The organism is Pseudoalteromonas sp. SCSIO 43201, assembly GCF_023716725.1.
Taxonomy (GTDB): domain Bacteria; phylum Pseudomonadota; class Gammaproteobacteria; order Enterobacterales; family Alteromonadaceae; genus Pseudoalteromonas; species Pseudoalteromonas peptidolytica.
The window spans coordinates 3,321,004-3,343,883 of record NZ_CP072683.1 but is presented as its reverse complement, the minus strand read 5'-3'; the positions used below and the strand labels follow the sequence as shown (position 1 = coordinate 3,343,883).

The window sequence follows — 22,880 nt, the reverse complement described above, 5'->3', positions numbered from 1 at the left end:
CTTAATCTTATTTGCTACTTCTTAGCCTTTAACGTCTAGGAAGCTCTTTAATAGATCAGAACGAGAAGGGTGGCGAAGCTTACGAAGTGCTTTTGCTTCAATCTGACGAATACGCTCACGGGTTACGTCAAACTGTTTACCTACTTCTTCTAATGTGTGGTCGGTGTTCATATCAATACCGAAACGCATACGCAGTACTTTTGCTTCACGTGCTGTTAGTCCCGCAAGTACCTCGTTGGTTGCACCACGAAGACTTTCCATTGTCGCCGAATCAATCGGTGATTCAATGGTGGTATCTTCGATAAAGTCACCAAGATGCGAATCTTCATCATCACCAATTGGTGTTTCCATTGAGATAGGCTCTTTTGCGATCTTCAGTACTTTACGGATCTTATCTTCAGGCATTACCATACGTTCTGCCAATTCTTCAGGACTAGGTTCACGACCCATTTCCTGGAGCATTTGACGTGAAATACGATTCAGCTTATTGATGGTTTCAATCATATGCACTGGGATACGGATTGTTCTAGCCTGATCCGCGATAGAGCGCGTAATGGCCTGACGGATCCACCAAGTTGCATAAGTTGAAAACTTATAACCACGACGGTATTCGAACTTATCAACCGCTTTCATTAGACCAATGTTACCCTCTTGGATCAAATCCAAGAATTGTAAACCACGGTTGGTATACTTTTTCGCGATTGAAATTACAAGACGCAAGTTTGCTTCAACCATTTCTTTCTTGGCACGACGGGCTTTGGCCTCACCAATACTCATGCGGCGGTTGATATCTTTAATACGCTCTATGCTTAATCCAGTGCTTTCTTCAAACACCTTTAACTTATTTACACAACGTTCGATTTCTGGCTTCACTTCAGCTAATTTTGCTGAGTGCTTTTCTCCTGATGCGATTTCCGCATCAATCCAAGCGGTGTCAGTTTCATTATTAGCAAAATGCTTAACGAATGTTTTCTTTGGTACTTTTGCTATTTGAACCGCTTGTTTCATGATGATACGTTCTTGAACACGTACTTTATCCATCATGTCACGCATGTTATTTACCATGCGGTCAAATTGCTTAGGAACTAGTTTGAAAGTACGGAAATGATCACCAATCTCCTGAATTGCAGCTTGTGCATCAGGATGTGAACGGCCTTTACCTTCAAATATTTCACGAGCATTATTGTAAAGTGTACGAAGATGCTCAAAATGTTCACGTGCTTCTTCAGGATCTGGCCCTGTATCTGCATCATCTGAGTCTTCATCGTCGTCATCAACATCATCGTCTTCGTCGTCTAAGTCTTCATCGCTTAGCTCTGAACCGATGTGTGTTGCTGAAATAGGTGCTTCATCTTCTTCAATAGCATTAGGATCAAAAAAGCCAGAAACAATGTCGCTTAAGCGCATTTCTTCAGCTTCGTATTTATCCCATTGCTCCAAAAGGTAAGTAATAGCTTCAGGGTATTCTGCAACAGAGATCTGTACCTGATTGATCCCTTCTTCAATACGCTTGGCGATTTGGATCTCGCCTTCACGTGTTAGAAGCTCAACAGTACCCATTTCACGCATATACATACGAACAGGGTCAGTCGTGCGGCCGATTTCTTTTTCTACTGTCGCTAGTGCCGCAGCTGCTGCTTCAGCAGCATCCTCATCTGTTGTGGTTTCTTGCATCATCAACTCGTCAGCATCAGGCGCATTTTCAGAGACCTGAATACCCATATCGTTGATCATGCTGATGATATCTTCTACTTGATCTGAGTCTATGATGTCTTGTGGAAGATGATCGTTAACTTCTGCAAAAGTTAAATAACCTTGCTCTTTACCTTTCTGAATCAGAAGTTTGAGTTGTGACTGAGGAGATTGATCCATAGAGAAATTTGCTTCCACTCTGAAAAGTTGATACAACAGGCGCCAGCTAATTAACAGCTAAATTTTGATGACGCAGTGAATAGAACATTATAGCACCGAAAATTACTATTGACTAGAACTTCTACCGTTTAAGCGCTTGCATTAATAGCGCACACTCGAGTCGTTCATCATTACTCAAACCTTCGGTTTTCTCTTTGATAAATAGGGTCTCAAGGCGATAATTTAAACACTGGTCTTCAATAAACTGAAAAGTATTTTTAAATTCATCAGCTAACCTATCTTCAGCAACCCCATGCTGCCAAACTGCAAGCTTTTTCAAAGCATCAAATTCTGACTGCTCTCTGTAATGTTCAAGCAGTTGAGCCGTATTGATCGCTGGATTTTGATGACACAAAGATTGTAGGCCGAGTAAGAGTTGAATACCCGGGATCGACATTTCCGCCAGTTCAGGCATATATTCTACACTTTGTGCCAGATTTGGGTGTTGTAGTAAAAGGCCTATGGCTCTTCGCATTGGAGTTACTTTAAATTGTCGCTCAATCTTATTTTGATGTTTGTTATTCGCTAATTTTGCACTGAGTTGCTCTCGAGTTCGGCCAATTAATCGCGCCAAGGTATTCAATAGTGTTTCTTGGTAGTACTCGCTGGGAATTTTATTTATCAGTGGGATCGCATCTGTGAGTAATTTGGATTTGCCTGCATCATTTGTTAAGTCACACTGCTCGCGTAGTTTGGTAAATAAGACTTGTGTATAATCAGTTGCCTTATCTAATCGTGCTTCAAATGCTTCTTTACCCTCTTGTTGAACTAATGAATCAGGATCTTCACCATCTGGTAAAAACACAAACTGGAGTGACTTACCATCTTTGAGGTTAGGTAAAGCATGCTCTAGTGCTCGCCATGCCGCATCACGTCCAGCTCTGTCACCATCGTAACAACAGATAACTTTATCTGTATTTCGAAAGAGGGTTTGCATATGCTCGGCTGTCGTTGCTGTGCCAAGCGCTGCGACGGCATAGTCAATGCCCTTTTCAGCTAATGCAACGACGTCCATATAGCCTTCAACAATCAATACTTTGTCTAATTGTTTATGTGCTTGCTTGGCTTCATAAAAGCCGTACAGCTCAAAGCTTTTATGAAAAATACGGGTCTCAGGGGAGTTTAGATACTTAGGTCCTTGTTCCGCTCCCATTATTCTGCCGCCAAATGCGACAACTCGGCCTCGTTTGTCGCGGATTGGAAACATTAGTCGATCACGGAAAAAGTCGAACTGACGGCCTGCGGATTTTTCAGAGGCCAGCTTAAGGTCAAGCAGCTGTTGTTTATGTTCTGGTTTTCGTGCAATTTGATTACACAAGGATTCCCACTCAGGTGGGGCGTAACCTATCATAAATTTTTGTACAACTTCGCCACTTAAACCACGGCCTTTCACATACTCAATAACCTGCGAGGCGTTTTTATGGTGTTTGAGCTGATGTTGATAAAATTTGGCAGCCTGTAGCATTAAGTCATAATCTGACTTTTTTTCGGCCATTGAACGTTGCGGCCCTTGTGGGGCATTTTCTCTTGGAACTTCCAAATTTAAGAGCGCAGCAAGCTCTTCAATGGCGTCTACAAACTCAAGTTTGTCATACTCCATCAAAAAAGAAATTGCGTTGCCGTTAGCTCCACAGCCGAAGCAGTGATAAAACTGTTTATCTCGCGATACCGTGAACGATGGTGTTTTTTCATTATGAAAAGGGCAGCAGGCTTGATAGTCTTTTCCGGCTTTTTTCAATCCCACACGACCGTCTATTAGCTCGACAATATCTGCCCTTGCTAGTAAGTCATCAATAAACTGCCTAGGGATTTTACCTTTCATCTACGTTCCGAAGTTAACCAAGTGATTGGGTTATTATATCAAGTTGCGGCGATAAAAAATCAACTTAATTCAATTGCGGTATGTTATACCAATTAAACTTAATACTTGCTCAACTTGAAGGAGTAATACCAATTTGACTTAATACTTGCTCAATTTGAAGGAATAAATCTGACGCTAACCGCGTTAAAAATTTCTCATTTAGAACAACTAAATAGCAAAATTTTTGCCTTGCCTATGTGGATGTAGGTACCAAAGCGATAGCAGGACGCGGTAGCGGAGTTATCGACAAGATTTCCTCGCCTCAAAATAGACCACTTAATTAAGAAAATTGGTATTATCAGCGCTGCATTGATATGCGTGACGCCTAAAACGAAGAAACCGAGCACAAGGCTCGGTTCACTTTCAATCATACATTTGTATGTGGGCTTAGGCAGTAAGTCTCTGTTTGATTAAACCAGACATTTTGCCCATGTCAGCACGACCTTCAGCTTTTGCCTTGATAGCGCCCATAACTTTGCCCATGTCTTGCATACCAGCTGCACCAGTTTGTGCAATCACGGCATCAATTAGCTCAATGATTTCATCTTCACTAAGTGGTTTAGGAAGGAAAGTCTCAAGTACGCTAATTTCAGTAGCTTCGATTTCAGCTAAGTCTTCACGCCCTGCATCTTTGTACTGGGTATAAGAATCGCGACGCTGCTTTACCAATTTAACTAAAACAGCAGTTATTCCTGCATCATCTAGTGTCGTTTGGTTATCGATTTCTCGCTGTTTAATTTCAGCAAGTACCGCACGAATCGCACCAAGACGAAGTTTGTCTTTGGCTTTCATCGCTTCTTTTTGCGCGTCTTTTAGCGTAACTAATAAGCTCATTGATACAAGACCAATACTAATTAGTATAATTTAACGCGACGTGCGTTTTCGCGAGAAAGCTTTTTCATGTGACGCTTAACAGCTGCAGCTTTTTTACGCTTACGCTCAGCAGTTGGCTTCTCATAGTGCTCGCGACGACGAACTTCAGAAAGGATACCTGCTTTTTCACATGAACGTTTGAAACGACGTAGTGCAACGTCAAACGGCTCGTTTTCTCTTACTTTAATTACTGGCATTAAAAATTCACCTACCTAATTAATGAGCTTAGCTCTATCTGGCTAAAAACTAGCCAATTGGTTCAAAAATGGTGCGGTATTGTAATCTGAAGCAAGACCGCATGTAAAGCTTAAATTATAGCTAAACACAGAGTCTCTGTCATGTGACGCTCTGGTCTAGGTTTTTTCGGATAATTTATCGTTGGTAAAGGCGGCAAATCACTTGTCCTGCCTGCTTTTCCTTTTTTATTTTCCAGTTAGAAGGAATATCTGGCTGCGCATCTTGCTCAAACTCAACATAAATTAAAGCTTCTTCACTAAGCCAATGACTTGATTCAAGCAATGCACAGCACGGTGAGACCAAGTTTTTACGAAAAGGGGGGTCGATAAACACCAGATCATATTGCTGTTGTTGCGGATTGTTCGCTAACACCGTCAGTGCATCTTGATTTATAACTTCAACATTACCGAGCTTGAGTAAGGTCGAATTAGCTGTAAGTTGAGTTGCTGCCTTTCTATCAAGTTCAATAAATGTTCCATGGGCTGCAAACCGAGATATTGCTTCAAAGCCTAAGCTTCCTGCACCTGCAAAACAATCCAGCACTTTGGCATCTCTAACATCTTGCATAAGCCAATTAAATACCGTTTCTTTCATTCTGTCGGTGGTTGGACGCAGTCCCTCTACATCATGAACAGGTAATTTACGACCTTTGTGTTTTCCGCTAATTAAGCGAATGAAACCTGATTGCTTAGGATTAGATTTGGGCTTAGATTTTCTCATAGCGACGTAATTTGCTTCTTTATTAAAGGTTCACGGTATCAGGATTTTTCATCCTCACGGAACATGGTACACTTGCTCACAATTTTGTCTAAGCACTAAGGTTGCCAACCTCGGCTTGCCTTTCAAGCTCAAAATTAAGTGTGAATTCAATCCAACTTGCAGCAATAAGTCTAAGCAGGTTGGTATTTTCAAGTATGGTATCAAGATCATCGACACTTTGCTTTGGGTTTATGCAATTTATCTAACACGGTCGTAAGTGAATATGGGAAAAAAAAATAAGTTTTTATCTTGGTTAGGCTTTGGAAAATCCGATAAAGCGCAACAAGAAGCAGAACGTGAGGCACAACTAGCCAAAGAGCAAGCAGAACGTGAAGAGGCTGAACGCCAAGCCCAACAGGCTAAAGAAGCCGCTGAGCGAGCAGAGGCAGAGCGCCAAGCCCAACTAGCCAAAGAAGCAGCTGAGCGTGAAGAGGTAGAGCGCCAAGCACAACTGGCGAAAGAGCAAGCTGAGCGTGCAGAAGCAGAGCGTCAAGCACAACTGGCGAAAGAGCAAGCTGAGCGTGAAGAAGCAGAGCGTCAGGCACAACTAGTGAAAGAACAAGCTGAACGTGCAGAAGCAGAGCGCCAAGCACAACTGGTGAAAGAACAAGCTGAGCGTGCAGAGGCAGAGCGCCAAGCACAACTGGCGAAAGAACAAGCTGAGCGTGAAGAGGCAGAGCGCCAAGCCCAACTAGCCAAAGAAGCAGCTGAGCGTGAAGAGGCAGAGCGCCAAGCCCAACTGGTGAAAGAGCAAGCCGAGCGTGCAGAAGCGGAGCGCCAAGCACAACTGGCGAAAGAGCAAGCTGAGCGTGAAGAAGCAGAGCGTCAGGCACAACTAGTGAAAGAACAAGCTGAGCGTGAAGAAGCAGAGCGCCAAGCACAACTGGCGAAAGAGCAAGCCGAGCGTGCAGAAGCAGAGCGCCAAGCACAACTGGTGAAAGAGCAAGCCGAGCGTGCAGAAGCAGAGCGCCAAGCACAACTGGCTAAAGAAGCTGCCGAACGTGAAGAGGCAGAGCGCCAAGCGCAACTGGCTAAAGAAGCCGCTGAGCGAGCAGAAGCAGAGCGCCAAGCGCAACTGGCTAAAGAAGCAGCTGAGCGTGAAGAGGCTGAGCGCCAAGCACAACTGGCTAAAGAAGCAGCCGAGCGTGAAGAGGCAGAGCGCCAAGCACAACTGGCTAAAGAAGCAGCCGAACGTGCAGAAGCAGAGCGTCAGGCACAACTAGCTAAAGAAGCAGCTGAGCGTGCAGAGGCAAAGCGCCAAGCACAACTAGCTAAAGAAGCAGCCGAACGTGCAGAGGCAGAGCGCCAAGCGCAACTAGCTAAAGAAGCAGCTGAGCGTGAAGAGGCAGAGCGCCAAGCACAAGAAAAGCCAAAAAAAGAAGGGTTCTTCTCTCGTCTTAAAAAGGGATTATTAAAAACCAAAGCGAATATTGGCTCAGGTTTCGCTTCAATCTTCAAAGGTAAAAAGATTGATGATGAGTTATTTGAAGACCTTGAAACTCAATTGTTAACGGCTGATATTGGTGTAGAAACCACCATGAAGCTAATCGATAACCTAACAGACGCCGCAGATAGAAAGCAGCTCAAAGATGGTGAAGCGCTGTATGACTTAATGAAAAAGGAAATGTCGGAAATCCTAAAAACGGCTGAACAGCCGCTAGAAATCCCATCCGACAAAAAACCCTATGTTATCTTAATGGTAGGTGTTAACGGCGTTGGTAAAACAACGACAATTGGTAAGCTTGCAAAGCAATTCCAAAGTGAAGGTAAGTCGGTTATGTTAGCTGCGGGTGATACTTTCCGTGCCGCTGCGGTTGAGCAATTACAAGTCTGGGGCGAAAGAAACAGCATTCCAGTGATTGCACAGCACACAGGTGCAGATTCAGCTTCGGTGGTATTTGATGCATTCCAAGCTGCGAAAGCACGAAATGTTGACGTGTTAATAGCTGATACAGCAGGTCGACTCCAGAATAAAGATAATTTGATGCAGGAGCTTGAAAAAATAGCGCGGGTAATGAAGAAATTAGATCCCGATGCACCTCACGAGGTCATGCTTACTATTGATGCTGGAACAGGCCAGAATGCTATTAGTCAGGTTAAGCTATTTAATCAAGCAGTTGGACTGACGGGGATCACATTGACTAAATTGGATGGTACTGCAAAAGGTGGGGTGATTTTCTCTGTAGCAGATCAATTTAAAGTACCAATTCGCTACATTGGTGTTGGTGAGGGAATTGATGATTTACGTACCTTCAAGAGTGATGACTTCATTGAGGCATTATTCAGTCAAGAATAAGTAAAGCGTTCAATAATAAAGCGGGCAAATTTGCCCGCTTTGTCGATTGCCTAATTGCTACCATAGCCAAGGACAGAGCGCCAACGGCAATAATAAGTATAAGAGGCCAGCATGATTAAATTTGAGCAAGTTAGCAAAACTTATCCCGGTGGACATAAAGCACTTGAAAAGGTGAGCTTTGAACTAGCTAATGGAGAGCTTGCATTTTTAACCGGTCACAGTGGAGCTGGTAAAAGTACATTGTTGAAGCTGGTTAGCGTAATGGAAAGACCATCGGCAGGACACGTTTATATAAACGGTGTAGATCTGAACACAGTAACTAACAGGCAAGTTCCTTTTGTACGCAGAGACATCGGGATTATTTTTCAAAACCATCGCCTACTAGAACGTTATAGTGTTTTTGATAATGTCGCTTTGCCATTAGTTATCGAAGGTACACATCATAAACAGATCACCAAACGAGTTCATGCTGCATTAGACAAAGTGGGTTTGCTAGACAAGTTAAGATGTCATCCAAGTGTTCTATCAGGAGGAGAGCAACAAAGGGTAGGGATTGCAAGAGCTATCGTAAATTCGCCGCCGTTACTACTCGCAGATGAACCCACTGGAAACTTAGATCCTGAGTTGTCTATGGAAATCTTGAACCTGTTCGAGGAATTTAACCATCATGGCACCTCAGTATTAATTGCGACCCATGACCTTGGCCTGATCGCCCGAATGAAGTATCGCAGCTTTACACTGAATCAAGGACGCATGTTGCAAGATCCTCTAGCGGAGAATTTATTATGAGCTTGCTGTTTAAAGGCCGTGGAAATCAGATTGAACAAGATAAAAAGTCAATATTTCACCATTTTTACTTTTTTTGCTTAATGATCATTCGTCAAGGGGTGCAAAGCTTAGGTGAAATGTGGCGTACCCCGATGGCTTCTTTGATGACTATTTTGGTGCTTGGGTTAAGCCTAACTTTACCAGCAACCCTTTATGTTGTTGTTAAAAATGTTCAGCAAGTAAGTAGTGGTTTTAAAGAAGCATCAGAAATTTCGCTGTTTGTGAAAGAAGAGATGTCCGAGGCACAAACGCAAACCTTGGTAAAACGGTTAGCACTCTACCCTGAGATAGAAAAAGTCGTGCTGGTAAGTAAAAATCAAGCACTCGAAGAATTTAAAACTATGTCAGGTTTTGGCCAAGCACTTAATTATTTAGATGAAAATCCGTTACCCGATGTTGTTTTAGTGACACCAGTAAGTCGATATCGAAAGCCGCAAGCCGCAGCTGAGCTTTTGTCCAAGCTGGAAAAAGAACGTGAAGTTGACTTTGGTAAGCTCGATATTGAATGGCTTGAGCGACTTAATGCGCTACTAGGACTGCTAAAAGAAAGTGTTATTACTGTAGGTTTCCTGTTACTTAGTGCAGTTATCTTAATTATTGGTAATACGATACGATTATCCATTATGGATAAAAAAGAAGAAATACAAGTATTAAAGCTCGTTGGCGCAACCAATGCGTTTATTCAGGCGCCGTTTCTTTGGACTGGTGTATGGTATGGCATAGTCGGTGGGCTAGTTGCTTTTATATGTGTCGCCCTTATGCTGTGGTGGTTAGAGTCTGCTGTTTCAGCGGTGGTGGGCGTATATCAAAGTAGCTTCGTATTGCAAGGCCTGGTAGGTAACGAACTTTTAGTATTACTTGGCACTGCAGTCACACTAGGGTTTATTGGCTCTTTTCTTTCTGTACAGCGTTATATTAAAGAAATAGAGCCGGATAAGGTCTAATACTAATGTAGCCAAATTTTTGCCTTGCCTACGTGAATGTAGGTACTTTGGCAATAGCAGGAGGCGGAAGCGGTGTTATCGACAAAGTTTTCTCGCCTCAAAATAGCAAGCTTAATTTAGATAATTGGTATAACCAGCTGCTAGAGAGGCATTTACAACCTGAAGCTCAGGTTAGTTAACGCGCTAAACGTAAAAAGATGATGAGTTTAGCGTTGTCATAAAAAAATAATATCGTTGATATTTATCAATCATTGTTTTTATTTTTCTTTTAATTCATATGGTTATTCTCTATTTTTGATGAAGGTATAAAAAGGTTGATTTTATACCATAGATAAAGTAGATTGCATTTAGCACTCTAGATGTTAGAGTGCTAAACATACACGAACGGTTTATCACTGAGGTGAAAAATGACTAAAGATTTATACGCACTAGCACTAACTGGGCAACAAAGCGCGAGCGTTGAAGGTTACCTTCAATCGGTTAGCACAATACCTATGCTTGGCGCTGAGGAAGAGAAAGAACTTGCGACACGCCTTCAGGAGGAAGGGGATCTTAACGCGGCTAAGCAACTGATCATGTCTCATTTGAGATTTGTTGCACATATTGCGAAAAGTTATTCAGGCTACGGTTTACCTCAAGCAGACTTAATCCAAGAAGGTAACATCGGATTAATGAAAGCGGTAAAACGATTTGACCCAAGTGTAGGTGTGCGACTAGTTTCTTTTGCAGTGCATTGGATTAAAGCTGAAATTCATGAATATGTACTAAAAAACTGGCGTATTGTAAAAGTTGCGACTACCAAAGCGCAGCGTAAATTATTTTTTAACCTACGCAAAAATAAAAAGCGTTTAGGTTGGTTTAACCAAGATGAAGTGACGACAGTTGCTAATGAGCTTGGTGTAAGTGAGAAGGAAGTGCGTGAAATGGAATCACGCATGGCTGGCCAAGATATGGGCTTTGACTTGTCCGCTGATGAAGATGAAGGGCAGACAAGCAGCTTTTCACCAGTGCAATACCTAACTGATACCAGCAGTGATCTTGCTGAAGAGGTTGAGCAAGAGCAATGGCAAGAGCAATCACATAACCGCTTATTTGCGGCGCTGAAAACGCTTGATGAGCGTTCTCAAGACATTGTTAGTGCGCGTTGGCTTGCTGATGAAAAGGCAACTCTACAAGAGCTTGCTGAGAAATATAATGTCTCAGCAGAGCGTGTGCGCCAGTTAGAGAAATCAGCAATGAAAAAGTTGCAAAGTGCCATGAGCTAATTATTTGCAACTTATGATAAATCGTGTGTGAAATGCCGCTGTCCTAGCGGCATTTTATTTTTAATTTTAAATCAATGCTTTAACTGGCATATTCTCTCAAGCTTCTCGCATTCTTTAAACTATCACTTCTTTGAGCTTACAAGTGTTCGCTAATTTTACTATAATGCGCCAGATTTTAGTTCTGGAGTGGTTAAATTGATTGCCATTATACGAATTCTTCTATTAGCAATATTTATCATTACTAGCGGTATTGTAGGATTGCTATTGTGTATTGTACGCCCATTTCATGCCAACAATGTCCATACAATTGCAAGGTGGTATGGCTACATGTCTCGATTTATTGGGGTTGAACTGGTTATAACAAGGCATAAAAAAGCCAAAGATGTAGTGCCTGCAATGTACATCGCAAATCATCAAAATAACTATGATTTGTTTACTTTACCTGCCATTGTGCCTCAAAACACGGTGAGCATGGGCAAAAAAAGCTTAAAGTGGATCCCTTTCTTTGGCCAAATGTATTGGTTATCAGGCAATATTTTAATTGATAGAAGTAATCGCTCAAAGGCGCTTGGGACTCTTTCAAAGTCAGCTAAAAAGATCACTGAATCTAAGCTATCTGTTTGGATGTTTCCTGAAGGGACGAGAAGTTATGGACGAGGGTTGTTACCATTTAAGACAGGCGCTTTTCATACTGCAATAAGCGCCAATGTGCCGATTATCCCAGTATGTATGAGCTCTACACACGAACAAATAAAGTTAAACCGTTGGAACAACGGGAAAGTATATATAGATATGCTTGAGCCTGAGTATTTAGACCCAGAAATTCCTGCAAGGGATCATGCGGTACGGATCCATGCTAAAATGGCACAAAGAATAGCTGAACTAGATGCAAAAGCGAGATTGAAATAATGGAAAACTGGCGTGAAATAAGTGAAGACATCGTTTCTTCATTGCTAGAAGATGGCTCAAACCCTGAGACTTTATACGAGGTTGAACATCATTTTGTATGTGAAGACTTCGACAAACTAGAAGCTGCAGCATTAGCTGCGTTTAAGCTTGGTTATGATGTTGAAGAGCCTGCTGAGCTTGAGCTAGAAGACGGTGGTAAAATTTGGGGCTTTGATGTTGTTGTAGAAGCTGAGCTTGACACTGATGTAATTATGGAAGATGTGGAAAAGCTTGAAAAGGTTGCAATGGATACAGGTGTTGAATATGACGGTTGGGGAACTTATTTCCAAGAGTAGTCACTGCCTCTAGCCCTGCTTGCAGGGCTTTTCACCCGTCTGATTATGTTATTGTCTCTTTGTACAAAACCTGCTCACATTGATTTTCTTAATGCTTGCAATTTATCCATACATTAGTGTGAATTTATTCTGAATTGATGGTGTTTTATCTAATTCAATGGTATTAATATTGATTGGCTAACTCGCAGTGTAAATGATCCATGCAGATTATTCTCCCTATTGAAGATCTTAAACCCGGTATGTTTGTAGATAGTGTTCACAAGCATAGATCTGACGCGGGTATTAAGATTAAATCGCGGGGAATGGTTAGAGATGAATCGATCATTCAAAAGCTCATAGACAAGGGGGTACTTGAGCTAACGATAGACTTTACACAAAGTGATATTCCCATACCGCAAAAGTATCAAAAACCACAAGAGCCAGCCCCTCAAACAACTGAAGATGAACCCGAGACGAAGCCCAAGCAGGGAATTGAGGGCAATTTATCGACAGCGCGTAGCAAGCCCAAAAGTAAGCGAAAAGTACAAACTAAAGAGCAAACATTACAGCAAGAATTTGCTGTTGCAATGCAGAAGTTTGAAAACAACAATCGTAAGATCCAAAGCTTGTATGGTGATGTTACCTCAGGCTTGAAAGTTGACATGACGCTAATTAACGAAGTGAGCAAAGATATTGTCGCCTCGGTGCTACGTAACACGAATGCTATGGCGATCTTAACTCGGATCAAAGACAAAGATGGCTATAACTGGCGTCATATGACTAACTGTGCCATTTTGATCACGGTATTTGGAAAACACCTAGGCTTACAGCCCCATATTATTGAACAGTTAGCCACAGGAGCGATGTTGCATGATATTGGTCATGCGAAGTTGCCACAAGGGTTAATTAATAAACCAGGTCACTTTACAGAGCTTGAGTACAAGGCGGTGAAAAAACACGTCGCACAGTCGTTAGGACTCAGTAAAGGGGAAGCTGGGATAACCCCTATCATGCTAGATATGATTATAAATCATCACGAGCGGTTAGACGGTACTGGGTATCCTCGCGGAATTAAGGGGGATGCACTGAGTACTGCGGCGAGGATGATGGCGATTGTTGATGTATACGATGCTATTACCTCGGATCAGTATCACAAAGAAGCTGATGAACCGATTAACGCACTGCGCTTTTTGTTATCAAGTAAAGCACAATTTGATCCTATCCTTGTACAACGTTTTATAAAGTGTATGGGGGTGCATCCCGTAGGTACTATTGTAAAGCTAACAAACGAACGTTTGGGGCTGGTGCTTGAAGGGAATAAACATGCGCCAACCGCACCCTTGGTTCGGGTATTTTATAATACCAAGCACTTGCATCATGTGACCGCCAAAGATGTAGATCTAAGTGGGTCTGATATTAAAGTGATTGCCAGTGTGCGGCCATTAGATTACCAAATCAATCTTTCTCGTTTGTTAAGAGATCAACTGCTTATTTAACCAAAGTTCAGGTTTTTTAGGGTTTTGAGTGTGCAGCGGGAGAAAAGGCATTTTTACAACGTCGTTTAAGGTTCTGCCACCTTGCTGAAAGTAACGCCCCTGTCATACAACTTGCCATCATCAGGATCCACAACAAAGTTCCCTTTTCCGAATGTAATGCTGAGCAACTGAGTAGCAAAGAAAGTAACGCCGCAACAATCGAGCCTAGCCAGAATTGGCTCACAGGATTATCGCACTCTCCAGCATGGCGACAAGCACAATAGTTTGCTTTACAAAGACAATAAACACTAATACCACAAAATGCTAAAGCGAAAAGTAGTAATGCTATTGACATGATGTTCTCCTTGCTAGGGTAGGCATTCAAAAAGGAATTCACACTTAGACCCAAGAGTTTATATAAGAGTCGCAAAGTCGTCAATGATATTAATAACTATTATCATTTGTGTGGTTTTGCTCATCCGATGAGTATGTAAAGTGCGTAATTTGTACGTTAAATGTTCACTTAATCTACAAGAAGTCGCAAAAAAGAAGATTTCTAGTCAGCTTTTAGGTAGGGTGTCTGGAATTTAATATTCAACCTATTTGTAAAGTGACAATAGCTAAGTGTCTGAGCTCACTCAATGAGCTGGTGTAACTCAGCTAGATGTTCATAAAGCGTAGTTTTTTAGTCATTGGCATGTCAGTGATAATTACACAGGGGATCAGAGAATGAACAAAGTATTATTAGGTCTTATAGCCTCGGGTGCGATTTTATCGTCTTCGCAGGCATTAGCAGCTGCTTTTCAGCTAGCTGAGCAAAATGTATCTGGACTTGGCCGTGCTTATGCCGGTGAGGCTTCTGTGGCTGATGATGCCTCAGTTGTTGCCCGTAACCCAGCGCTAATGGGACAGTTATCTGGTACTCAGCTTTCTGTGGCGGCTATGTACGTACAGCCTGATGTAAGCCTAACAGGGACGAGTACAAACAATGGTGTTCCAGCTGTAGCACTAAATGACAATAGCATCGCACCAAGTGCAGTTATTCCAGCGGTTTATGCCACTCACAAGTATAACGACAAGTGGTCCATCGGTGCAGGTGTATACTCGCAGTTTGGCTTAGCGACAGAGTTTGATGAAGATTATGTTGCCGGTCAAATCGCCGGTGAAACTGAAATTGTAACTGTGAATGCCGGTATTTCAGCTTCATATCAGGTAGACGAGCAGTGGAGTGTTGCATTAGGTGTGAATCATGTCTATGCCGATGCAAAAATTATCCGTAACTTAGGTGCGAATAACTTAGGTCAACCGGCAAGCCTTGAAGCGGTACATCTTGAAGGCGACGATACAGGCTTTGGTTGGAACGTAGGTGTTGCTTATCAAATCGATGAAAACAACCGTCTTGGTTTCCACTACCGTAGCGAAACAGACATCACTTTTGATGGTCACTTCCGCAGCGCGTTACCAGTAACCTTGGGTGGAACGAGTAATGCGTCTGTTCCAGGCTATGTCGATATCACACTACCTGCAATCGCTGAAATTTCTGGTTCACATAAGTTAAATGCGGCAACCTCTGTACACTACAGCGTATTGTGGACAGGATGGAGCAGCTTTGATGAGCTACAAGCTATCATCGGTACTTCTAAATCAGCATTCACAAAAGAAGAAAACTTCTCGAACTCGCTACGTTTTGCATTTGGTGCAGATTACCAGCTAAATGACTATGTTAAGTTACGTGCGGGTATGGCTTATGATGAGTCGCCAGCGGATGAAAACTTACTGTCGATTTCAATCCCAGATACAGACCGTACTTGGTACTCTTTTGGTGCTGAATACACGTTACCAAATCAAGCAACTCTTGACTTCGGCATTAGCTTGCTAAGAGGTAAGACACAAAACTTTATCGAGACTGACAAAGCACAAAGCCAGTGGGGCTTCCGCTCAAAAGGTCATGCGATGGTATTTGGTCTTCAGTATAACCACACGTTCTAATCGCAACATTATTTTAGAACACAAAAAAGCGGCTCGTTGGCCGCTTTTTTATTAATTAAAGCATGGACTTAAGTTGGTATAGTAAAGCATGTGCTTGCTTCGGTGTCATCTCATCTGGATCGGTATCTGCGAGCAGTGCCTCTACCTCTGACGGTTCGTTGGCCAACATGAGATTTTGTTGTATTGGTGCTTGTGTGGTACTTGTTTGTTCACCAACCACACTTTGATGCTGCTCCAATAAAGCGAGTTTTTGCTTAGCCATTTTGATCACCGCTTTTGGCACCCCAGCAAGGCTCGCAACTTGTAAACCAAAGCTCTTACTTGCTGCACCTTCCATGACGGTATGTTTGAAGGCGATAGTATCATTATGTTCAATGGCATCAAGATGCACATTGACCAGGCCTGCTTGTTGCTCTGCCAGTTCAGTAAGTTCGAAATAGTGAGTGGCAAAAAGTGTTTTGGCTGCTATTTTGCTTGCAAGATAATCTGCTGTGGCATAGGCCAAAGATAAACCGTCATAAGTACTGGTGCCACGACCTATTTCATCCATCAATACCAATGACTGTGCCGTAGCATTATTCAAAATGGTGGCCGTTTCAGTCATTTCAACCATAAAGGTTGAGCGCCCTGAAGCAAGATCATCGCTGGCTCCAATTCGAGTAAAGATACGGTCGACCAAACCGATAGTGGCAGCACTTGCAGGTACATAGCTACCTATATGCGCCATCAACACAATCAGCGCAGTTTGACGCATGTAAGTCGATTTACCTCCCATATTGGGCCCGGTGATAATGAGCATTTTACGCTCATCATTTAACTTAACTGGGTTGGCAATAAAGGGCTCTTTACTAACCTGTTCAACAACTGGGTGGCGGCCATCGAGCAAGTCGATTTCTGTTCCTTCGGTTAGAGTCGGCTTGCAATAATCGAGTGTTTGCGCACGTTCTGCTAAGGTATTTAACACATCTAAATCTGCAAGTGCTGCGGCCATTACTTGTAACTGCTCAATGTATGGCGCAATCAGTTCAAACAATTCTTCATAAAGACGCTTCTCAAGCGCAAGTGCTTTTGACTGGCTACCAAGTACTTTGTCTTCATGTTCTTTCAATTCAGGAATAATGTAGCGCTCATTATTCTTCAGCGTTTGTCTGCGAATGTATTCTGCTGGTACTAAATGTGAATTGGCACGGCTGATCTCAATGTAAAAGCCATGGACTCGGTTGTAGCCAATTTTGAGCGTTGATATTCCTGTGCGTTCACGCTCACGCTCTTCGAGCTTTTCTAACACATCGGTTGCTCCTGCGCTCAGTGCGCGGAGCTCATCTAATTCTGCGTGGTAGCCTTCTGCGATTACACCACCATCACGGATCAGTACGGGGGGATTATCAATAACGGCACGTTCTAATAAATCCTGTAATTTAGGCAATACCGGTGACTGGTTAATAATGGATTGAATACGGGGATCTTTAGCATCATGTAAAATATCGTGCAGAGGTGGCAGCGCTTGCAGCGCATTTCTCAGTCTGGTTAGATCTCTTGGTCGGGCAGTATAGAGTGCAAGGCGAGCAACAACTCGCTCTATATCACCAATTTGCTTCAGTGCATCATAGACTTCCATACATAGCTGCTGTTCTATCAGGCAGGCGATGGCATTCAGGCGAGAATGTAGTTCTTGGCGCTGACGCACTGGGGTGTGGATCCGACGTTTTAATAGTCGCGAGCCCATTGCTGTTGAGGACTTATCTAATATCTGGGCAAGGGTATTTTCAACTCCACCAGATAAATTGACCGTCAACTCTAAGTTTTTACGTGTTGCAGCATCTAAGATCACTGCATGCTCATTTTTTTCGAGCGTAATGGCTCGAATATGGGGGAGTGCTGTGCGCTGTGTATCTTTTACATACTGCATGACGCAGCCCGCTGCGATAAGCCCCATTTCTGCTTTTTCAACACCAAAACCAACTAAGTCGCGTGTTTCGAATTGTTGGCAAAGTAAATGTCTAGCAGTATCTAAATCAAACTCCCAATCAGGGCGGCGGCGGCTACCTTTTATAGATTCAAGCACTAAAAGATTTTGAAACGATTCTGGATACAGCAACTCCGCAGGTTGTAGACGCTGTAGTGTTGAACTCAATGCTTCATCCGTTTTTAGCTCAACAATGTTAAAGCTACCCGAGTTTATATCTAAATAAGCGACGCCATAGCCTAATTGTTTTGGATGTTGATAGACCGCGGCTAACAAATTATCTTGGCGTTCTTGCAGTAGAGCTTCGTCTGTTACTGTTCCTGGTGTAACAATACGCACGACTTTTCGCTCAACAGGGCCTTTACTTGTCGCAGGATCGCCTACTTGCTCGCAGATAGCTACTGATTCACCAAGCTGTACCAAGCGTGCTAGATAATTTTCTACCGCATGATAAGGAACGCCAGCCATAGGAATTGGGTTGCCACCGGCTTTACCACGATATGTTTGTGAAATATCTAAAAGCTGTGCTGCTCTAATGGCATCGTCAAAAAAGAGTTCGTAAAAGTCTCCCATGCGATAGAACAGCAAAATTTCTTGATGCTGAGCTTTTATTCTCAGGTATTGCTGCATCATTGGGGTTTGTTGGTTTATAGTGTGTTCTGAATAAAGATCTGACGACATTGTTGATACCTAAAAGGTTTTCCTATGGAGCACTACAAAGAGATAGCCGAATTTGCGGCACAATTGGGCGCTATTCTAACGAATAAAGGCGTAACAATCACTACCGCAGAATCATGTACTGGTGGTGGGGTAAGTTACGCATTAACAGATACCCCCGGGAGTTCTGCTTATATTGAACGATGTTTTGTTACTTATAGTAATCAAGCTAAACATGAATTGTTAGGTGTATCACAACAGACACTAGATCAATATGGTGCCGTGAGTGAACAAACCGTGTTAGAAATGGCGCAAGGTGCTCAGCGCGCTGCGAATGCCCAAGTTGCTATTGCGGTATCAGGCATTGCAGGACCATCGGGTGGCAGTGTTGATAAACCCGTTGGCACCGTGTGGTTTGCCGTTGCAAATGCGACACAGGTACTTGCTTTTCATCAAATTTTTGCTGGTGATAGAGCAAGTGTTAGGTTGCAAGCCATTGAATTTGCTTTGAAAAAGACCATGATGATAGTAAATTCATAAAATTATACTTGATACTGTAATTTCATACAGTATACTAGGTGTCATTAGGCTGAATTGGAGAAGCAAATGAACGATAACAAGCAAAAAGCACTAGACGCAGCACTATCACAAATTGAGCGTCAGTTTGGTAAAGGCTCAATTATGAAGCTAGGTGAGAACAAGGCACTAGATATTGAAGCCATCTCAACTGGTTCACTAGGTCTAGATATTGCGCTTGGTATTGGTGGCTTACCAACAGGTCGTATTGTTGAAATCTATGGTCCAGAATCATCAGGTAAAACAACGCTCACATTACAAGCGATTGCCGAAGCGCAAAAGCTAGGTAAAACCTGTGCTTTCGTTGATGCGGAACATGCACTTGACCCAATTTATGCAGAAAAGCTTGGTGTAAATGTTGATGAGCTTTTAGTGTCGCAGCCAGATACTGGTGAACAAGCGCTTGAAATCTGTGACATGCTAGTACGTTCTGGTGCAGTTGATGTGGTTATTGTTGACTCAGTAGCGGCGCTAACACCAAAAGCAGAAATTGAAGGTGACATGGGTGACTCGCACGTAGGTCTGCAAGCTCGTCTGATGTCTCAGGCGCTGCGTAAGCTTACAGCTAACATCAAGCGTTCAAACACACTATGTGTTTTCATTAACCAAATTCGTATGAAAATTGGTGTAATGTTTGGTAACCCAGAGACAACAACAGGTGGTAACGCACTTAAGTTTTACGCTTCAGTTCGTTTAGATATTCGTCGTATTGGTTCGGTAAAAGAAGGTGACGAAGTCGTTGGTAACGAAACACGTGTTAAAGTTGTTAAGAACAAAGTGGCACCACCATTTAAACAAGCTGAGTTTATCATCATGTATGGTGAAGGTACCTCTAAACAAGGTGAGCTGATCGACCTTGGGGTTAAACATAAGCTCGTTGATAAAGCAGGTGCATGGTTTAGCTACAAGGGCAATAAGATTGGTCAAGGTAAAGCTAACTCAATTAAGTTCTTAAAAGAAAACGTTGAGATTGCCAATGAAATTGAAGGCAAGCTGAGAGAAATGCTACTAGCACAAGCTACCATTCCTGAAGATGCAGAAGGCAAAGATCTTGCAGAAGCTGAGGACGATTTAGAGCTATAACCTAATTAGCCAATAGCAACATGTGCTTATTGGCTGTAGTGACTATGGTAGGAAAGCCCGACATCAGATGTCGGGCTTTTTGCGTTTTACGATAAGTTTACTTTTGATAACAAGGAGATAGTTATCGATTAATTCGAATGGATTACGAATTTTGATATAAAAATTTATTAGCCATCTTTACTTGTGCCTATTCAGCCGCCTTTTCAATGAGTTATATTCTTTAGAGAGACATGAGAAATAATGAATATCAATGAAAGCAGAAAAATTAGGCAAATTGGGATGATCTCAACTATGGTTTTCTGGTAAAATCTGCGCCTAATTTTTTCTAAGTGAATTTGCAATGGGTAAAAACGTCGTTGTATTGGGCACCCAGTGGGGTGACGAAGGTAAAGGTAAAGTAGTTGACCTACTTACAGATAAGGCTTCTTTAGTTGTTCGCTATCAAGGCGGGCACAACGCGGGCCACACACTAGTAATTAACGGTGAAAAAACAGTATTACACTTGATCCCATCGGGTGTTTTACGTGAAGACGTTAAATGTGTGATTGGTAACGGTGTGGTACTTGCACCAGACGCATTAATGAAAGAAATCCATATGCTTGAAGAGCGTGGTGTTCCTGTACGCGAGCGTCTATTGATCAGCGAAGCGTGTCCTTTAATCTTGCCTTACCACGTTGCACTAGACCAAGCGCGTGAACTTGCACGTGGTGAAAAAGCCATTGGTACAACCGGTCGTGGTATCGGTCCTGCATACGAAGATAAAGTTGCACGTCGCGGCCTACGTGTTGGTGACCTTTTCAACCCAGAGCAATTTGCAGCGAAACTAAAAGAAGTACTAGAGTTCCATAACTTTGCTTTGGTCAATTACTACAAAGTAGATCCAGTTGACTTCCAGAAGACATATGATGATGCAATGGAAGTTGCAAAAGTACTTAAGTCAATGATTGTTGACGTTACTGAACTACTTGATCAAGCACGCAACGCCGGCGACCATATTCTATTTGAAGGTGCGCAAGGTACATTGCTAGATATCGACCATGGTACTTATCCGTATGTAACCTCTTCAAATACGACAGCTGGTGGCGTTGCAACTGGTGCGGGTTTCGGTCCTCTACACTTAGATTACGTTTTAGGTATTGTTAAAGCCTACACAACTCGTGTTGGTTCAGGTCCTTTCCCTACAGAGCTTTACGACGGCCAAGACAAGCAAGACCCAGTTGGCAGACATCTAGGCGAGAAAGGCAACGAGTTTGGTGCAACAACTGGTCGTCTCCGTCGTACAGGCTGGTTTGATGCAGTAGCAATGCGTCGTGCTGTGCAAATTAACAGCATCAGCGGATTCTGCTTAACTAAACTAGATGTGCTTGATGGTTTAGAAAAAGTAAAAATCTGTACAGGTTACCAGCTTGAAGATGGCACGGTGACTAACGTGACACCTCTTGCCGCAGAAGGCTATGAAAAAGTAACACCTGTATATGAAGAAATGCCAGGTTGGAGTGAAAACACTTTTGGTGCAACTTCTGTTGAGCAGCTACCGGAGGCTGCTATCAACTACATCAAACGCTTAGAAGAAATTACAGGCGTTCCTATTGATATTATTTCAACTGGTCCTGACCGTGTTGAAACCATGATTGTACGTAACCCGTTTACTGAATAATCTGCTATCAATCTAAAAAAGCTGCAAATGCAGCTTTTTTTGTGTCTATTTTCCTACAAGTTTTCCTACTCCTGCCGATATTAAGGTTAGTATGTATGCTGGCTGCTGGGTTACTATTCATTAAATTGCTTTTGCGGTGATAAAGTTATCTCTACAGCCTGCTATAGTTATTACCAATAAGGTTTAACACTAGCTCAGTTTGAAGGCGTAAATCTAACGTTAGCTATATTAAATTTTTTGTTTAGCGCAACTAATACCAATTTGACTTAATACTTGCTCAATTTGAAGGAGTAAGTCTGACGCTAACAGCGTTAAAAATTTCTTATTTAGAACAACTAAATAGCAAAATTTTTGCCTTGTTATCGACAAGATTTTCTCGTTTCAAAATAGACCACTTAATTAAGAAAATTGGTATAAATAGCAAAATTTTTCCTTGCCTGTAGAGCGTAGGTACTATGGCGCAAGCAGGGGGCGGCAGCGGTGTTATCGACAAGATTTTCTTGCTTTAAAATAGAGCTCCTAATTAAGTGAATTGGTATATCAGTTAGCGTTACTTTGATGGGTTTTCAATGAACTACTTACTCCGTTATATTGCAGCACCAGTACTGGGCGTTGCGCTAGGTCTTACAATACCTAATAAAGCATTTGCTGAAGAAGCTATTGAGGCTGTGCCCTTATATACTCAGCAAGAGTTGATTGAGCTTATTAATAAAAACCAACACCTTGCCCGCGTAAAAGCAGATGAGTGTCAGTTGGTGAGGGATATTGAAGCGCGCGCTGAAATAATGGCCCTACCATCATATCAATTTCTCTATGGCGATATGCTCGCTTATGCCGTATGCGTAGACCGTGATGTTGAGCTTGGGCTTTACTACATGAAAAAAGCCGCTGAGCAAGGTCTGGCAGCAGCACTTGAACAACTTGGCCGCTATTACGATGTTGGCCAGTTGGTGCAAGAGGATAAAGCGATGGCTGTGACTTACTTGAGAGAGGCGGCTGCGCTCGGAAATCTTAATGCCCAGTTACGCCTTGTTGATGTATTTAATGATGGCCATGGCAGCCCTAGAGACTATGAAGATGCCTACCGATGGTTATTTCACTCTGCAGTTGCAGATAAAAAACTGCATAAGCGTATTCAAATTGCACTTGCTCAGTTAGCCCAAAAGATGCCTAGCAGCGTAGTAAAACGCGCTAGGCTGCCGATATAAGCTGTAATATCCGTACCAATTTGACTTAATACTTGCTCAATTTGAAGGAGTAAATCTGACGCTAACAGCGTT

The 22,880-nt window shown here is 42.5% G+C and carries 19 protein-coding genes; 12 read left to right on the top strand and 7 right to left on the bottom strand.

The features are described 5' to 3' along the window. Positions 1-21 precede the first annotated feature (21 nt). The 5 genes from rpoD to rsmD all read right to left on the bottom strand — a co-directional run bounded on the left by rpoD (position 22) and on the right by rsmD (position 5,602). The gene (gene rpoD, locus J8Z24_RS14525) at positions 22-1,872 is read right to left on the bottom strand and encodes an RNA polymerase sigma factor RpoD (RefSeq protein WP_128731181.1); all 1,851 of its coding nucleotides are present in this window, start codon (positions 1,870-1,872) and stop codon (positions 22-24) included. Between the two features lie 121 nt (positions 1,873-1,993). Further along, a complete protein-coding gene (gene dnaG / locus J8Z24_RS14520) occupies positions 1,994-3,733 on the bottom strand; it encodes a DNA primase (protein WP_252094889.1) in 1,740 nt (579 codons plus the stop codon). A gap of 426 nt (positions 3,734-4,159) precedes the next feature. After that, positions 4,160-4,606 (bottom strand): GatB/YqeY domain-containing protein, encoded by a 447-nt coding sequence (locus J8Z24_RS14515; protein ID WP_125252104.1) that lies wholly within the window; start codon positions 4,604-4,606, stop codon positions 4,160-4,162. Positions 4,607-4,626: 20 nt separating this feature from the next. Then, positions 4,627-4,842, bottom strand: a complete 216-nt coding sequence (gene rpsU, locus J8Z24_RS14510; RefSeq protein WP_010362466.1) for a 30S ribosomal protein S21 — start codon at positions 4,840-4,842, stop codon at positions 4,627-4,629. Between the two features lie 175 nt (positions 4,843-5,017). After that, positions 5,018-5,602 carry a 16S rRNA (guanine(966)-N(2))-methyltransferase RsmD gene (gene rsmD, locus J8Z24_RS14505; protein ID WP_125252103.1) on the bottom strand — a complete coding sequence of 195 codons (585 nt, stop codon included), beginning with the start codon at positions 5,600-5,602 and terminating at the stop codon, positions 5,018-5,020. A 262-nt stretch (positions 5,603-5,864) separates the two neighbouring features. Between rsmD and ftsY the strand changes: the two genes are divergently transcribed. The 7 genes from ftsY to J8Z24_RS14470 all read left to right on the top strand — a co-directional run bounded on the left by ftsY (position 5,865) and on the right by J8Z24_RS14470 (position 13,693). Further along, positions 5,865-7,937, top strand: coding sequence for a signal recognition particle-docking protein FtsY (ftsY, locus tag J8Z24_RS14500; RefSeq protein ID WP_176032579.1), 2,073 nt, complete (start codon positions 5,865-5,867; stop codon positions 7,935-7,937). 111 nt (positions 7,938-8,048) lie between these two features. After that, a complete protein-coding gene (gene ftsE / locus J8Z24_RS14495; RefSeq protein WP_125252101.1) occupies positions 8,049-8,726 on the top strand; it encodes a cell division ATP-binding protein FtsE in 678 nt (225 codons plus the stop codon). Then, on the top strand, positions 8,723-9,709 hold the full coding sequence (gene ftsX, locus J8Z24_RS14490; RefSeq protein ID WP_128731627.1) for a permease-like cell division protein FtsX: 987 nt from the start codon (positions 8,723-8,725) through the stop codon (positions 9,707-9,709). The genes ftsE and ftsX overlap by 4 nt, the downstream gene beginning before the upstream one ends. A 407-nt stretch (positions 9,710-10,116) precedes the next feature. Then, positions 10,117-10,974: an RNA polymerase sigma factor RpoH gene (gene rpoH / locus J8Z24_RS14485; protein WP_125252099.1), complete on the top strand. Its 858-nt coding sequence runs from the start codon at positions 10,117-10,119 to the stop codon at positions 10,972-10,974. 195 nt (positions 10,975-11,169) lie between these two features. Next, entirely contained in the window at positions 11,170-11,883 is a 714-nt protein-coding gene (locus tag J8Z24_RS14480; RefSeq protein WP_176032580.1) for a 1-acylglycerol-3-phosphate O-acyltransferase, read from the top strand. Then, on the top strand, positions 11,883-12,218 hold the full coding sequence (gene rraB, locus J8Z24_RS14475) for a ribonuclease E inhibitor RraB (RefSeq protein WP_125252097.1): 336 nt from the start codon (positions 11,883-11,885) through the stop codon (positions 12,216-12,218). Before J8Z24_RS14480 ends, rraB begins: the two co-directional genes overlap by 1 nt. A gap of 200 nt (positions 12,219-12,418) precedes the next feature. After that, positions 12,419-13,693: a cyclic di-GMP phosphodiesterase gene (locus J8Z24_RS14470; protein WP_125252096.1), complete on the top strand. Its 1,275-nt coding sequence runs from the start codon at positions 12,419-12,421 to the stop codon at positions 13,691-13,693. Positions 13,694-13,709: 16 nt separating this feature from the next. Here the strand turns inward: J8Z24_RS14470 and J8Z24_RS14465 are convergent, their stop codons facing one another. Continuing rightward, positions 13,710-14,027: a hypothetical protein gene (locus J8Z24_RS14465; protein ID WP_125252095.1), complete on the bottom strand. Its 318-nt coding sequence runs from the start codon at positions 14,025-14,027 to the stop codon at positions 13,710-13,712. A gap of 374 nt (positions 14,028-14,401) precedes the next feature. Between J8Z24_RS14465 and J8Z24_RS14460 the strand changes: the two genes are divergently transcribed. After that, positions 14,402-15,661, top strand: a complete 1,260-nt coding sequence (locus J8Z24_RS14460) for an outer membrane protein transport protein (RefSeq protein WP_128731628.1) — start codon at positions 14,402-14,404, stop codon at positions 15,659-15,661. Positions 15,662-15,716: 55 nt separating this feature from the next. Here J8Z24_RS14460 and mutS read toward each other — a convergent pair whose 3' ends face one another. Further along, positions 15,717-18,308: a DNA mismatch repair protein MutS gene (gene mutS, locus J8Z24_RS14455; protein ID WP_125252093.1), complete on the bottom strand. Its 2,592-nt coding sequence runs from the start codon at positions 18,306-18,308 to the stop codon at positions 15,717-15,719. A gap of 24 nt (positions 18,309-18,332) precedes the next feature. On the opposite strand from mutS, the gene J8Z24_RS14450 reads away from it, so the two are divergent. From J8Z24_RS14450 to J8Z24_RS14435, 4 genes are all read left to right on the top strand, one after another. Beyond that, entirely contained in the window at positions 18,333-18,824 is a 492-nt protein-coding gene (locus J8Z24_RS14450; protein ID WP_128731630.1) for a CinA family protein, read from the top strand. Positions 18,825-18,890: 66 nt separating this feature from the next. Beyond that, positions 18,891-19,943, top strand: a complete 1,053-nt coding sequence (gene recA, locus J8Z24_RS14445) for a recombinase RecA (protein ID WP_128731631.1) — start codon at positions 18,891-18,893, stop codon at positions 19,941-19,943. 340 nt (positions 19,944-20,283) lie between these two features. After that, complete coding sequence (locus J8Z24_RS14440; protein ID WP_125252090.1) at positions 20,284-21,600, top strand: adenylosuccinate synthase; 1,317 nt, start codon at positions 20,284-20,286, stop codon at positions 21,598-21,600. Between the two features lie 569 nt (positions 21,601-22,169). Next, a complete protein-coding gene (locus J8Z24_RS14435; RefSeq protein WP_252094888.1) occupies positions 22,170-22,808 on the top strand; it encodes a tetratricopeptide repeat protein in 639 nt (212 codons plus the stop codon). Positions 22,809-22,880 lie beyond the last annotated feature (72 nt).